Source organism: Massilia sp. MS-15, assembly GCF_020176695.1.
In the GTDB taxonomy this organism is placed as follows: Bacteria; Pseudomonadota; Gammaproteobacteria; order Burkholderiales; family Burkholderiaceae_D; genus Telluria; species Telluria hydrophila.
This window is the reverse complement of the sequence record NZ_JAIWIA010000034.1, coordinates 80389-94497: the sequence shown is the minus strand read 5'-3', so window position 1 is coordinate 94497 and position 14109 is coordinate 80389. Positions and strand designations below refer to the sequence as shown.

The window sequence follows — 14109 nt, the reverse complement described above, 5'->3', positions numbered from 1 at the left end:
AGGACGTCAGCGCAGGCGGATGCTTACGCGATGGCGTCGCGCACGCTGCCGTGCGCCGCCTCCAGGAGGGCCTGTGCCTGCTCGACACTGGTTTGTTTGGCCAAGGCCACCACCGCCGTCTTGACGTGGTAGCCGCACTGTTCCAGCACCGCCTGGGCCGCTGCTTCCTCGGCACCGGTGGCGAACACGGTCAGTCGGATGGCGCGCCGCACCAGCTTGGCGTTGGTAGCCTTCAAGTCTACCATCAGGTTGCCGTAGACTTTGTTCAAACGCACCATCAGCGCGCTGGAAAAAGTGTTCAGCGCGATCTTCTGCGAGGTGCCGGCCTTCAGGCGGGTCGAGCCGGAGATGACTTCCGGGCCGGTGTCGAGCGTGATGCCGATCTCGGCGTCGGTGGCCACCGGCGCGCCGGGATTGTTGGCGAAGCCGATCGTCAGCGCGCCGATCTCGCGCGCCGCGCCCAGCGCGCCCAGCACGTAGGGCGTGTGGCCGGAAGCCGCGACCAGCAGCACCACGTCATGGGCGTCCACGCCCGCCCCCTTGAGGTCGGCCGCGCCCTGCGCGAAATCGTCCTCGGCGCCTTCGACCGCGACGAACATCGCATCCTGGCCGCCGGCCAGCAGCGCCAGCGCGCGCTCGTGCGGCCAGGAGAAGGTCGGGTACAGCTCGACGCTGTCGAGCACGCCGAGGCGGCCCGAGGTGCCGGCGCCGACATAGACCAGGCGTCCGCCCGCCTGCACGCGCGGCAGCGCGGCGCCGACGGCGGCCGCGATGGCGGGCGCGGCGGCGCGCACCGCGTTGACCGCGCCCAGCTGGTCGTCGACCAGGACATTGACCAGCTCCGCGGTCGGATACTGGTCGAGGGAAGCATGGTCCCCGGCCGGGGTTTCGGTTTTCAGCATTGCCGTATCTTCTAATGCAAAGTCATCGATAAAACCAGTGTAATACCAATTGCGGCAGCCGGCTCATGAAAGCTGCACCCGTCATCATGCCGAAAAGTTATGCAGGGCGGCGCAGTTCTGCGACGAAGTCGTAGTGGTCGCTCAGGCAGTAGGAATGGGTCAGCTCCACCGGCTCGCCCGATTCCAGGTAGCCGACGCGGGTAATGAACAGCACCGCCCGTCCTTCCGGCACGGCCAGGTAGGCCGCCAGCCAGGCCGGCGCGTTCATTGCGCGCAGGTGCTGCAGCGCGCGCACCGGCTGGTGTCCGCTCCTGGCCAGGTGGGCGTACAGCGAGCCGCCGACCTGCTCGGGGCGCGCCAGCACGCTGGCGGGAATCACGCTCACCTCATAGGCCATCACCACGCCGTCGGCCAGGCGCAGGCGCTCCAGGCGCGCCACCCGGCTGTTGGGCGACAGGCCGAGCGAGAGCTGCTCGTCGGCGTCGGCCAGCACGATCTCGCGCCGCAGCCAGTGGCTGCCCGGCGTGTAGCCGCGCTGCTGCAGCTGTTCGGAAAAGCTCGACAGGTCGGACAGCGGCTGCTCGATGCGCGGCGCGATGTAGTTGCCGGAGCCGCGCCGGCGCACCACCAGGCCCTGCTCGACCAGCTGGTCGATGGCCTTGCGCGCGGTCACGCGCGAGACGTCGAGCTGCTCGGACAGCGTGCGTTCGGAGGGCAGGGCCTGGTCGGCCTGGTAGCGCCCGTCGCGCACGTCCTGCGCGAGCTTGCGCGCCAGCTGCATGTACAGGGGCGAATTGTCGTCCAGGTCGACCTGGAAGGCGGGGCGGCTTGTCATGCGCGTGAGCATACCACTTGATACCAATATCAATGGGTTATGCCACGAGCACCGCTATTCATTTGGCAAGCCTTCCGCTCACTCCGTATGCTGGTCCGGGTGCGACCTATTTTTACCTATCACCAGCCACCGGGCGACGAGGAGACCGCGATGAACGAGCGCAGGCGCAGCCTGCTGGGCATGGCCCTGCTGGGCACGGTCCAGCCACTGTTCGCGGCTGCCCACTCTTGCGCAGCTTCCTCCGCCGCGGCCTCGACCGGTCCGGGCCGCGGCACGTACGGGGCGCTCGATGCCGAACTGGCCGCCATCGTGGACGATCCGTCCATGCAGCTGGCCAGCCTGTCGGTGCTGGCCGTGCGCGGCGGCCAGCCGGTCTATGAACAGGCCTTCGGACGGCGCTGGATCGGCAATGGCGCCCTGCCCGACCAGCCGGCCACGCCGGACACCCTGTTCCGCATCGCCTCGGTATCGAAGATGGTCACCACGCTGGGCCTGATGCGCCTGGTGGAAGCGGGCCGGCTGGCGCTCGACGCCGACGTCTCGGACTACCTCGGCTTCACCCTGCGCAACCCGCACTTCCCGGACCATGCCATCACGCTGCGCAGCCTGCTCACCCATACCTCCTCGCTGCGCGACGAGGGTGGCTACTCCTGGCCGCTGGAGACGGCGCTGCGCGACGTGCTGGTGCCGGGCGCTCCGCTGTACGGCAATGGCGCGATGTGGTCGCCGCGCGCCGCGCCGGGCGCCTATTTCACCTACTGTAATCTCGGCTGGGGCGTGATCGGCACCTTGATGGAGCGCGCCGGCGGCGAACGCTTCGACCTCCTGATGCAGCGCCTGCTGCTGCTGCCGCTCGGCCTGGCGGCCGGCTACCTGCCCGCGGCACTGCCGCCGGCGGCGCTGGCGCGGCTGGCCACCCTGTACCGCAAGCGCAGCACCGACACCGAGGTCTGGAACGCCGCCGGTCCCTGGGTCGCCCAGGTCGACGACTACCATACCCGGCCGCCCGTCGCGCCGGCCGGCCTGGAACGCTACGTCCCCGGCACCAACGCCACGCCCTTCAGCCCGACCGGCGGCCTGCGCATCTCGGCGCGCGACCTGGGCGTCATCATGCGCATGCTGATCAACGGCGGCGTCCACGCGGGCACCCGCCTGTTCGGGCGCGCGACGCTGGAACACATGTTTGCGCGCCACTGGAGCCTGGATGCCGGCGGCACCGGCGGCGCCAATGGCGACTCGCTGGGCGGCTTCTTCAATGCCTGGGGCCTGGGCAACGCCCAGTTCCCGGACCGTCCGGGCATGGCGCTGGTGGACGGCGGAGGATTCGAAGCGGTGGGCCACCTGGGCGACGCCTATGGCCTGCGTTCCGTGTTCGCAACCGACCTCGCGCGCGGCGACGGCATGATCGTGCTGGCCGGCGGCAGCGCGGCCGACCCGGCACAGCAGAAGGGACGCTATTCGGCCCTGGCGCGCTACGAGGAGCGCATCCTCACGGCGCTGTACCGCCACGCCATTGTCGGCCAACGCCCGGCAACATGAAGCCAACGGACACCTATACCTGCGCATATACCTCGGTTATGGCGTGCGGCGCGACTTTCATTGGCCCCCATGCGGGCCTGCGCCTAAGCTCCATCCATCCTACAAGAAGAAGAGTTTAGAATGCAGCAAATCATCGTCATCGGTGGCGGCGTGGTCGGCCTGACCTCCGCCTGGTGGCTGGCGCAGGCCGGCTACCGCGTCACCGTCCTCGAACGCGCCGCGCAAGTCGGTAGCGGGGCGAGCTATGGCAATGGCGGACAGCTCAGCTACCGCTACGTATCGCCGCTGGCCGACCAGGGCGTGCCCCTGAAGGCCCTGCAATGGATGTTCCAGGAAACCGGGCCGCTGCATTTCCGTCCCGAGGCCGACCTGCGCCAGTACCGCTGGCTCCTCAGTTTTCTCGCGCACTGCCGCGCCGATGTCAACCGCAAGACCACGGCCAAGCTGCTGGAGCTGGGCGAACTGTCGCGCCAGGCCATGAAGCAGCTCGAAGTGACGGTGCCGCTCGAGGACTTCGACTGGCGCGATGCCGGCAAGCTGGTGGTGTACCGCTCGCGCGACCTGTTCCAGAAGGCGGCCGGCAAGGCCGGCGCCGGCGAGATCTGGTCGGCCGCCGAATGCGCCGCGCGCGAGCCGGCCCTGGCCGCGGCCGAGCCCCTGCTGGCCGGCGGCATCTACAACAGCGGCGAGGCAGTGGCCGACTGTCACGCCTTCTGCCTGGCGCTGGCCGCGCGCCTGCGCGAGCACCCGAACTTCCAGGGCTTCGTGCAGGGCGAGGCACGCCGCCTGCTGGCGGACAAGCGCGGCATCACCGGTGTCGAGCTCGATACGGGCCTGCTCCAGGCCGACAGCTACGTGCTGGCCGCCGGCATCCAGAGCCGCAGCCTGTCCGACAGCGTCGGCATCAGGCTGCCGCTGTATCCGCTCAAGGGCTACAGCCTGACCGCGCCGATCCGCGCCGACGACGTGGCGCCCGAGATCAGCGTCACCGACTTCGAGCGCAAGGTGCTGTACGCGCGCATTGGCGACAAGCTGCGGGTGGCGGCCATGGTCGACATGGTGGGAGAAGACCTGCGCCACGACGCAAAGCGGGTCGACGGCCTGACGCGCCAGGTGAGGGAAACCATGCCGCGCGCGGCCGACTATTCGCAGGTCTCGGTGTGGGCCGGCCTGCGCCCGGCCACCCCGAGCAGCGCCCCGATCATCGGCGCCACGCCCTACCGCAACCTGTGGCTGAACGTGGGCCACGGGCCGCTCGGCTTCACCTTCGCCTGCGGCAGCGCGAGCCTGCTGGCCGGTGCCATGCGCGGTGAAGCGCCGCCCTTCAGCCTGGACGGCCTGACGCTGCGCACCTGAATCCGCGCAGCTTACCCGCTACGCATTATCCGTCCGCCGAAATGGCGGATAATGCCGGCATGTCCAAAATGACCACCCCCGACGCCTGCCCCTGCGGCGGCCCGTCGCTGGCCGCCTGCTGCGGCCCCTTTATCGCAGGCAGCGCCCTGCCGCCCACGGCCGAGGCGCTGATGCGCTCGCGCTACACGGCCTATACGCAGAAGAACGGCGCCTACCTGCTGGCTACCTGGCACCCCAGCACCCGCCCGGCCGAGCCCATCCTCGATGAAAAAGAGCCGATCCGCTGGCTCGGACTTGAGGTAAAATCTGCTTTACGTTTACGTCAACGTAAAGTAGATTTGCCGGATGATCCAGATAGCGATACCGTCGAATTCGTCGCCCGATTCAAGCTGGGCGGACGTGCGCACCGGCTGCACGAAGTGAGCCGCTTCCGGCGCGAGCCCGACCCGGCCACCGGGGCGCCGCGCTGGTACTACGTGGACGGAAGTTTCCCGGAATAAACAAAAGTCAAGAGACCATAGAGGACGGCAATGCCCCAGATCGAGAGCAAACTCAACCCGCGCGGCGAGGATTTCAAGGCAAACGCGGCGGCCATGCAGCTGATCGTGGACGACCTGCGCGCCAAGGTGGCGCAGATGGCGCAAGGCGGCGGCGAAGCCGCGTCCAGCAAGCACGTCGCGCGCGGCAAGCTGCTGCCGCGCGACCGCGTGCAAATGCTGCTCGATCCGGGCACGCCCTTCCTCGAGTTCTCCCAACTGGCCGCCTACGAGATGTACGAGGGCGCGGCGCCGAGCGCCGGCATCATCACCGGCATCGGCAGGGTGAGCGGTCAGGAGTGCGTGATCGTCTGTAACGACGCCACCGTCAAGGGCGGCACCTACTACCCGATGACGGTGAAGAAGCACCTGCGCGCCCAGGAGATCGCCGAGCAGAACCACCTGCCCTGCATCTATCTGGTCGATTCGGGCGGCGCCAACCTGCCGAACCAGGACGACGTGTTCCCCGACCGCGACCACTTCGGACGCATCTTCTATAACCAGGCGAATCTTTCGGCAAAAGGCATCCCGCAGATCGCGGTGGTGATGGGTTCCTGCACCGCCGGCGGCGCCTACGTGCCCGCCATGAGCGACGAATCGATCATCGTCAAGGAACAGGGCACCATCTTCCTGGGCGGCCCGCCCCTGGTGAAGGCAGCCACCGGCGAAGTCGTCACCGCCGAGGACCTGGGCGGCGGCGACGTCCACACCCGCCTGTCGGGCGTGGCCGACCACCTGGCCAAGGACGACCTGCATGCGCTGTCGCTGGCGCGCACCATCGTCTCGAACCTGAACCGCGTGAAACCGGTGCAGGGCGCGCTGCGCGAAAGCGCCTCTCGTGGCCCGGTCGAGCCGAAGTACGCACCGGAAGAACTGTACGGCGTGATCCCGGTCGACACCCGCAAACCCTTCGACGTGCGCGAAGTGATCGCGCGCGTGGTCGATGGCAGCGAGTTCGACGAGTTCAAGGCGAGATACGGCACGACCCTGGTGTGCGGCTTCGCCCACATCTACGGCATGAAGGTCGGCATCATCGCCAACAACGGCATCCTGTTCTCGGAGTCGGCGCTGAAGGGCGCCCACTTCATCGAACTGTGCTGCCAGCGCAAGATCCCGCTGGTGTTCCTGCAGAACATCACCGGCTTCATGGTCGGGCGCAAGTACGAGAACGAAGGCATCGCCCGCAACGGCGCCAAGATGGTGACGGCAGTCGCCACCGCCTCGGTGCCGAAGTTCACCGTGATCATCGGCGGCTCTTTCGGCGCCGGCAACTACGGCATGTGCGGCCGCGCCTTCTCGCCGCGCTTCCTGTGGATGTGGCCGAACGCGCGCATTTCCGTGATGGGCGGCGACCAGGCCGCCTCGGTGCTGGCGACCGTCAAGCGCGACGGCATCGAAGCGCGCGGCGGCCAGTGGTCGCCCGAGGAAGAAGCCGCCTTCAAGCAGCCGATCAAGGAACAGTACGAGCACCAGGGCCACCCGTATTACGCCAGCGCGCGCCTGTGGGACGACGGCGTGATCGACCCGGCCGATACCCGCACCGTGCTGGGCCTGGGTTTATCAAGCGCGCTGAACGCGCCGATCGAAGAAACGAAGTTCGGCGTATTCCGCATGTAAGCGCGGATGTAAAGGATACTTGACAATGGAATACCAGACCCTCACCGTCTCCATCGACGACAAGGTGGCCGCCGTCACCCTGAACCGTCCGGACCTGCGCAATGCCTTCAACGAGCATGCCATCGCCGAACTGGCCCTGGCGTTCGAAGAACTCGGCCGCATGGAGACCGTGCGCGCCATCGTGCTGGCCGCGAACGGCCCGGCCTTCTGCGCCGGGGCCGACCTGAACTGGATGAAGAAGATGGCCGGCTATTCGCACAGCGAGAACCAGCAGGACGCCGCGCGCCTGGCCGACATGCTGCGCACCATCTACCTGTGCCCGAAGCCGGTCGTGGCCAAGGTGCAGGGCGACTGCTACGCCGGCGGCATGGGCCTGGTGGCGGCCTGCGACATCGTGGTCGCCAGCGAGCTGGCGCACTTCTGCCTGTCCGAAGTGAAGCTGGGCCTGATCCCGGCCACGATCTCTCCCTACGTCATCAAGGCGATGGGCGAGCAGGCGTCGCGCCGCTACTTCCTCACGGCCGAGCGCTTCGACGCGATCGAGGCGCGCCGCATCGGCTTCGCCCACGAAGTCGTGGCGCCGGAAGCGCTGGACGCCACCGTGGCCGGCATCGTCAAGGCCCTGGTGGGCAACAGCCCGAACGCCGTGCGCGAGGCGAAAAAGCTGGTGCGCGAGGTCGTGGGCCAGCCGGTGGACGACGCGCTGCTGCTTGACACCGCCGGCCGCATCGCGGAAATCCGCGCCTCGCTGGAGGGCCGCGAAGGCGTCGCTTCCTTCCTCGAGAAGCGCAAGCCGGGCTGGCTGAACTAGGACCGTACCATGCACAAGCCGCAGAGCTCTTCCGACTGGATCGCACGCAGCCTGCGCAGCGTGTGGCACCCGTGCACCCAGATGCAGCACCACGAAGAGGTGCCGCTGATCGCGGTCAGCCATGGCAAGGGCCCGTGGCTATACGACCATGAAGGCCGGCGCTACCTGGACGGCATCAGCTCCTGGTGGGTGAACCTGTTCGGCCACGCCAACCCGCGCATCAACGCGGCCCTGAAGGACCAGCTGGACAGGCTGGAGCACGCGATGCTGGCCGGCTTCACCCACGAGCCGGTGATCGCATTGTCGGAAAAGCTGGCCGCCCTCACCGGCTACAATCTCGGCCACGCCTTCTACGCCTCGGACGGCGCCTCGGCGGTCGAGATCGCGATGAAGATGAGCTTTCACTTCTGGCGCAACGGCGGCTATTCGGCCAAGCAGGAATTCGTCTGCCTGCAGGGCAGCTACCACGGCGAGACGATCGGCGCGCTGTCGGTCACCGACGTGCCCCTGTTCAAGGACGCCTATGGTCCGCTGCTGCGCGCCGCGCACGTGGTGCCGGCGCCGGACGCGCGCAATGCCCAGGAAGGCGAATCGGCCCAGGACGTGGCGCGCCGCGCGATCGGGGACGTGCGCAGCCTGTTCGAGCAGCGCGGCGACAGGATCGCGGCGATCATCGTCGAGCCGCTGGTGCAGTGCGCCACCGGCATGGCCATGTACGATCCGCTCTACCTGGAACTGCTGCGCGAACTGTGCGACCAGCATCACGTGCACCTGATCGCCGACGAGATCGCGGTCGGCTGCGGACGCACCGGCACCTTCTTCGCCTGCGAGCAGGCGGCCATCTGGCCCGACTTCCTGTGCCTGTCGAAAGGCATCAGCGGCGGCTACCTGCCACTGTCGCTGGTCTTGAGCAGCGACGCCGTCTACCAGGCGTTCTACAGCGAAGACATCACGCGCGGCTTCCTGCATTCGCACTCGTACACGGGCAATCCGCTGGCCTGCCGCGCGGCCCTGGCCACGCTCGACATCTTCGAGCAGGACGACGTCTTGAACCGCAACCGCGAGCTGGCCACGAAGCTGACCATCGCGCTGGCGCCGCTGGCCGAGCATGAGCGCGTCCGCCACTTCCGCCAGCGCGGCATGATCTTCGCGTTCGATGCGGTCGAGCCCGATGCCGCGCGCGCCTCCAGCTTCGCGCGGCGCTTCTTCACGGCCGCGGTGGAGCACGAACTGCTGCTGCGCCCGATCGGACGCACCGTCTACCTGATGCCGCCCTATGTGCTGGACGAGGAAGAAGTGGCCGGCCTGGCGGCGCGCACGCAAAAGGTGTTCGACACCGTGATCGCGCACTGAGATGAACCTGATCGACGCCGTCAACCGCAAGCTCGACACCCTGGCCGCGCACAGCCTCACGCGGCGCCGGCGCGTGGCCGACAGTCCCTGCGCGCCGCGCCAGGTGGTGGACGGCCGCCCGCTGCTGGCCTTCTGCAGCAACGACTACCTGGGCCTGGCTGCCCATCCGGCGGTGGTCGAGGCACTGCGCGAGGGTGCCGCGCGCTATGGCGCCGGCAGCGGCGCCTCGCACCTGGTGAGCGGCCATAGCCGCGCGCACGCGCTGCTGGAAGCGCGCTTCGGCGACTGGATGGCGCCCTACATCGAGCAGGCGCGCGCGCTCTACCTGTGCACCGGCTACATGGCCAACCTGGCCGTGTTGACCGCGCTCGGCGCGGACGCCGACGCGATGATCTTCTCGGAAGCGCTGAACCACGCCTCGCTGATCGACGGCGCGCGCCTGGCACGGGCCGGCGTCAGCATCTACCCGCACGGCGACCTGGACGCGCTCGATGCGCAGCTGGCCGCCAGCAGCGCCGCCACCAGAATCGTCGTCACCGACAGCGTGTTCAGCATGGACGGCAACCTGGCGCCGCTGCCGGCCCTGCTGGCCCTGTGCGAGCGCCACGGCGCCTGGCTGGTGGTGGACGACGCGCATGGCTTCGGCGTGCTGGGCGCAACCGGGCGCGGCGCCCTCGAGCACTTCGGCCTGCATTCACCGCAGCTGGTCTACATCGGCACCCTCGGCAAGGCGGCCGGCGTGGGCGGCGCTTTTGTTGCCGCGCATGCCAGCGTGATCGGACTGCTGGTGCAGCGCGCCCGCCCCTACATCTACACCACCGCCGCGCCGCCGGCGCTGGCGCATGCGCTGCAGGCCAGCCTCGACATCATCGGCGGTGCGGAAGGCGCGCAGCGCCGCGCCCACCTGGCGGCGCTGGTGGCGCACCTGCAGGACGCCCTGCGCCCGCGGCGCTGGCGGCTGCTGGCATCGGGCACCGCGATCCAGCCGCTCATCATCGGCGGCAACGACGATGCCTTGCGCGTGGCGGCCGGCCTGTACGAGCAGGGCCTGTGGGTGCCCGCGATCCGTCCGCCTACCGTGGCGGCGGGCACGGCGCGCCTGCGCGTGACCCTGTGCGCGGCGCATACCCACGACGAGGTCGCGCAGCTGGCGCGCGCGCTGAACGAACTGGAAAGGGCCACCGCATGAACAACCTGAACGAACCAGACCAGCCGGTCGCGCTGACGCCGATCGTGACGGCTCCGGCCACGACCGGCCCCGCGGACGCAGCGGCCACGGCGCCGCAGCCGGAGGCGCTGGCGGCCGATGGCATGCCCACGCGCTTCTGCTGTTTTGTCACCGGCACCGATACCGAGATCGGCAAGACCCTGGTCTCGGCCGCGATCCTGCACAAGCTGGCCGCCAGCGGCCGCCGCGCCTGCGGCATGAAGCCGGTCGCGGCCGGCGCCGCGCTGGTCGATGGCGAATTGCACAACGAGGACGCCGACCTGCTGCGCGCGGCCGGCAACGTGCACCTGCCCTCCAGCATCACCACGCCCTTCATGCTGAAGGAAGCGGCCGCGCCCCACATCGCCGCCGCGCTCGAGGGCGTGACCATCGAGCCGGTGCCGATCCTGGCCGCCTACACCGAGATCCAGGCGGCCTCGGATGCCGTCGTGGTCGAGGGCGTGGGGGGCTTTCGCGTGCCTTTCAACGACGACTTCGACAGCGCCGACCTGGCCGCGCAGCTGAACCTGCCGGTGATCCTGGTGGTGGGCCTGCGCCTGGGCTGCATCAGCCACGCGCTGCTGACCGTCGAGGCCATCGTGGCGCGCGGCCTGGTGCTGGCCGGCTGGGTCGCGAATACCGCCGATCCGGACATGCGCTTCGCGCGCGAAAACATCGAGGCGCTGGAACAACGCATTCCGGCGCCGCTGCTGGGCCATGTGCCCCGCCTGGAAAACCCGACGGCGCAAGCCGCCGCAGAATACATCGACCTCGCGGGATTGCCGGGCTGGCATTCTCCGCGCGTCCAGACCTGAGGAAGAACCGAGATGTCCCACACCAATACCGCCGCCCAGAACACGATCGCACTACATCGCCCGGTGAGCATCAAACAGCCCGACAACGCCACCTGGCCGTTGGCCGATGTGCTGGCCCTGTTCGAGCTGCCTTTCAATGAACTGATGCACCGCGCCCAGGAAGCGCACCGCGCCAGCTTCCCGGACGGCGACGTCGAACTGGCCACCCTGTTGTCGATCAAGACCGGCGGCTGCGAAGAGGACTGCGGCTACTGCCCGCAGGCCGCGCGCTACGACACCGGCGTGGAAGCGAAAAAAATCCTCGACCTGGACACCGTGCTGGACGCGGCGCGCCAGGCGAAAGCCAGCGGCGCCACCCGCTTCTGCATGGGCGCGGCCTGGCGCAGCCCGAAGGAGCGCGACATGGAGAAGGTCGAAACCATGGTGCGCGAAGTGAAGGCGCTGGGCATGGAAACCTGCGCCACCCTGGGCATGCTGGAAGAAGGCCAGGCCGAGCAGCTGAAGAACGCGGGCCTGGACTACTACAACCACAACATCGACACCGCGCCCGATTTCTACGACAACGTGATCTCGACCCGCGAATACCAGGACCGCCTGGATACCCTGGGCCGCGTGCGCAGCGCCGGCCTGAAGGTCTGCTGCGGCGGCATCGTCGGCATGGGCGAGACGCGCACCCAGCGCGCCGGCCTGATCGCCCAGCTGGCCAACCTGAACCCGTATCCGGAATCGGTCCCGGTGAACCACCTGGTGCAGGTGGAAGGCACGCCGCTGCACGGCATCGAGAAGCTCGACCCGATCGAATTCGTGCGCACCATCGCGGTGGCCCGCATCACCATGCCGCAGGCGCGGGTGCGCCTGTCGGCCGGCCGCCGCGAACTGGGCGAGGCGGTGCAGGCGATGTGCTTCATGGCCGGCGCCAATTCCATTTTCTACGGCGACAAGCTGCTCACCACCGGCAACCCGGAGGCGGACGACGACCGCGTGCTGCTCGAGAAGCTGGGCCTTAAGACGCGCGCCGCCACGCTCGACGCTGCGCCGAAGGCGGCCTGCGGCTGCTGATCACGCAAACCATTCGAACAACCAGAAGCGAAAGACCAACGCATGTTCACCAAGATCCTCATCGCCAACCGTGGCGAAATCGCCTGCCGTGTCGCCGCCACCGCGCGCCGCATGGGTATCCGCACCGTCGCCGTGTATTCGGAAGCCGACGCGGACTCGAAACACGTGGCGGTCTGTGATGAGGCGGTCCTGATCGGCCCGGCCGCCGCCAAGGACAGCTATTTGCGCGGGCAGAAGATCATCGCGGTGGCGCTGGCCACGGGCGCCCAGGCGATCCACCCGGGCTACGGTTTCCTGTCGGAGAACGCGGAGTTTGCGGAAGCCGTGCAGGCGGCCGGCCTGGTCTTCATCGGCCCGCCGGGTTCCTCGATGCGCGCGATGGGTTCGAAGTCGGCCGCCAAGCAGCTGATGGAAGGCGCCAACGTTCCCCTGGTGCCGGGCTACCACGGCGACAGGCAGGAACCCGCTTTCCTGCGCGAACAGGCCGACCGCATCGGCTATCCGGTGCTGCTCAAGGCCAGCGCCGGCGGCGGCGGCAAGGGCATGCGCGTGGTGGAGCGGTCGGAAGACTTCGAGGCCGCGCTGGCGTCCTGCAAGCGCGAAGCGATCAGCTCCTTCGGCGACGACAAGGTGCTGGTCGAGAAATACCTGATCCGCCCGCGCCACATCGAGATCCAGGTATTCGCCGACAGCCACGGCAACTGCGTCTACCTGCACGAGCGCGACTGCTCGGTGCAGCGCCGCCACCAGAAGGTGCTGGAAGAAGCGCCGGCGCCCGGCATGCCGCCGGAGCGCCGCGCCGCCATGGGCGAAGCGGCCGTGAACGCGGCGCGCGCGGTTGGCTACGTGGGCGCCGGCACCGTGGAATTCATCGCCAACCAGGACGGCTCCTTCTACTTCATGGAGATGAATACCCGCCTGCAGGTGGAACACCCGGTCACCGAAATGATCACCGGCACCGACCTGGTCGAGTGGCAGCTGCGCGTGGCCTTTGGCGAGCCGCTGCCGAAGCGGCAGCACGAGCTGGCGATCCACGGCCATGCGATCGAGGCGCGGGTGTACGCCGAAAATCCGGAAAAAGGCTTCCTGCCCTCGATCGGTACGCTGCGCCACATGGACGCGCCGCACGCGGTCGAGTTCGAGCTCGGTGCCGACGGCAGCCATCCCGCCGCCGTGCGGGTCGATTCCGGCGTGCGCGAAGGCGATGCGATTTCCCCTTTCTACGACCCCATGATCGCCAAGCTGATCGTCTGGGGCGCGGACCGCACCCAGGCCCTGGCGCGCCTGTCGCAGGCCCTGAGCGAGTTCCAGATCGTCGGCCTGGCCACCAACATCGCCTTCCTGAAGCGCCTGGTGGAAGGCGAGGCGTTTTCCAGCGCCGACCTGGACACCGGCCTGATCGAGCGCCATGGCGCCACCCTGTGCCCGGCGCCGAGTGCCGCCCCGCTGGGCGCGCTGGCGCTGGCCGCGCTGGCGCTGGCCAGCGCGGAAGCGGCGCCAGTCTCGGGCAACCCGGCCGATCCATGGGCCCGGGCCAGCGGCTGGCGCATGAACAGCGCCTACCGCCGCAGCCTGTCCTTCACCGATGAGTTCAGCGGCGCGCAGGGCTACCAGGTGGGCCTGGTGTACGGCGGCGCGGGCGCGCACGGCTGGCAGATCGACGTCAATGGCGAGCGCCAGCCGGTCACGCTGGTACGCCGCGCCGGCGCCGAACTGAGCATCCGGCTGGGCGAGACCGCGCTGCACGGCAGCGTGCGCCGCGACGGCGAGCTGTTCCACGTGTTCACGGGCGGCCGTCATTACACGCTGGCGTACAATGACCCGATGGCCCACGCCGGCGAGCTGGAAACGGCCGGCGGACGCCTGACCGCGCCGATGCCGGGCAAGGTGGTGGCGGTGCTGGCCTCGTCCGGCCAGGAGGTCAGGAAGGGCGAGCCGCTGGTGATCATGGAAGCGATGAAGATGGAGCACACGATTGCCGCGCCGAGCGACGGGCTGGTGGAAGACGTGCTGTACCAGGTCGGCGACCAGGTCGCGGACGGCGCGCCGCTGCTGGCGTTCAAGGCGGCGGCATAACAG

12 protein-coding genes are annotated in these 14109 nt (G+C 68.8%); 10 read left to right on the top strand and 2 right to left on the bottom strand.

Going from position 1 to position 14109, the window contains the following annotated elements:
• Positions 1-23: 23 nt before the first annotated feature.
• Together LCI23_RS14035 and LCI23_RS14030 are read right to left on the bottom strand one after the other, a co-directional pair.
• Positions 24-902, bottom strand: a complete 879-nt coding sequence (locus tag LCI23_RS14035) for an N-acetylmuramic acid 6-phosphate etherase (RefSeq protein WP_224947065.1) — start codon at positions 900-902, stop codon at positions 24-26.
• Positions 903-999: 97 nt separating this feature from the next.
• Positions 1000-1737 carry a GntR family transcriptional regulator gene (locus LCI23_RS14030; protein WP_224947064.1) on the bottom strand — a complete coding sequence of 246 codons (738 nt, stop codon included), beginning with the start codon at positions 1735-1737 and terminating at the stop codon, positions 1000-1002.
• Positions 1738-1887: 150 nt separating this feature from the next.
• Between LCI23_RS14030 and LCI23_RS14025 the strand changes: the two genes are divergently transcribed.
• The 10 genes from LCI23_RS14025 to LCI23_RS13980 all read left to right on the top strand — a co-directional run bounded on the left by LCI23_RS14025 (position 1888) and on the right by LCI23_RS13980 (position 14106).
• Positions 1888-3276: a serine hydrolase gene (locus LCI23_RS14025; RefSeq protein ID WP_224947063.1), complete on the top strand. Its 1389-nt coding sequence runs from the start codon at positions 1888-1890 to the stop codon at positions 3274-3276.
• 120 nt (positions 3277-3396) lie between these two features.
• Positions 3397-4632 (top strand): D-amino acid dehydrogenase, encoded by a 1236-nt coding sequence (locus LCI23_RS14020; RefSeq protein ID WP_235584442.1) that lies wholly within the window; start codon positions 3397-3399, stop codon positions 4630-4632.
• 59 nt (positions 4633-4691) lie between these two features.
• Positions 4692-5132: a YchJ family protein gene (locus LCI23_RS14015; RefSeq protein ID WP_224947062.1), complete on the top strand. Its 441-nt coding sequence runs from the start codon at positions 4692-4694 to the stop codon at positions 5130-5132.
• A 30-nt stretch (positions 5133-5162) separates the two neighbouring features.
• Entirely contained in the window at positions 5163-6785 is a 1623-nt protein-coding gene (locus LCI23_RS14010; RefSeq protein ID WP_224947061.1) for a carboxyl transferase domain-containing protein, read from the top strand.
• A gap of 25 nt (positions 6786-6810) precedes the next feature.
• Entirely contained in the window at positions 6811-7596 is a 786-nt protein-coding gene (locus tag LCI23_RS14005) for an enoyl-CoA hydratase/isomerase family protein (RefSeq protein ID WP_224947060.1), read from the top strand.
• Positions 7597-7605: 9 nt separating this feature from the next.
• Positions 7606-8949 (top strand): adenosylmethionine--8-amino-7-oxononanoate transaminase, encoded by a 1344-nt coding sequence (bioA, locus tag LCI23_RS14000; RefSeq protein ID WP_224947059.1) that lies wholly within the window; start codon positions 7606-7608, stop codon positions 8947-8949.
• A 1-nt stretch (position 8950) separates the two neighbouring features.
• Complete coding sequence (gene bioF, locus LCI23_RS13995; protein WP_224947058.1) at positions 8951-10138, top strand: 8-amino-7-oxononanoate synthase; 1188 nt, start codon at positions 8951-8953, stop codon at positions 10136-10138.
• Complete coding sequence (gene bioD / locus LCI23_RS13990; RefSeq protein WP_374041173.1) at positions 10135-10971, top strand: dethiobiotin synthase; 837 nt, start codon at positions 10135-10137, stop codon at positions 10969-10971. Before bioF ends, bioD begins: the two co-directional genes overlap by 4 nt.
• A 12-nt stretch (positions 10972-10983) precedes the next feature.
• Complete coding sequence (bioB, locus tag LCI23_RS13985) at positions 10984-12030, top strand: biotin synthase BioB (protein ID WP_224947057.1); 1047 nt, start codon at positions 10984-10986, stop codon at positions 12028-12030.
• A 42-nt stretch (positions 12031-12072) separates the two neighbouring features.
• Entirely contained in the window at positions 12073-14106 is a 2034-nt protein-coding gene (locus tag LCI23_RS13980) for an acetyl/propionyl/methylcrotonyl-CoA carboxylase subunit alpha (RefSeq protein WP_224947056.1), read from the top strand.
• Positions 14107-14109: the final 3 nt, after the last annotated feature.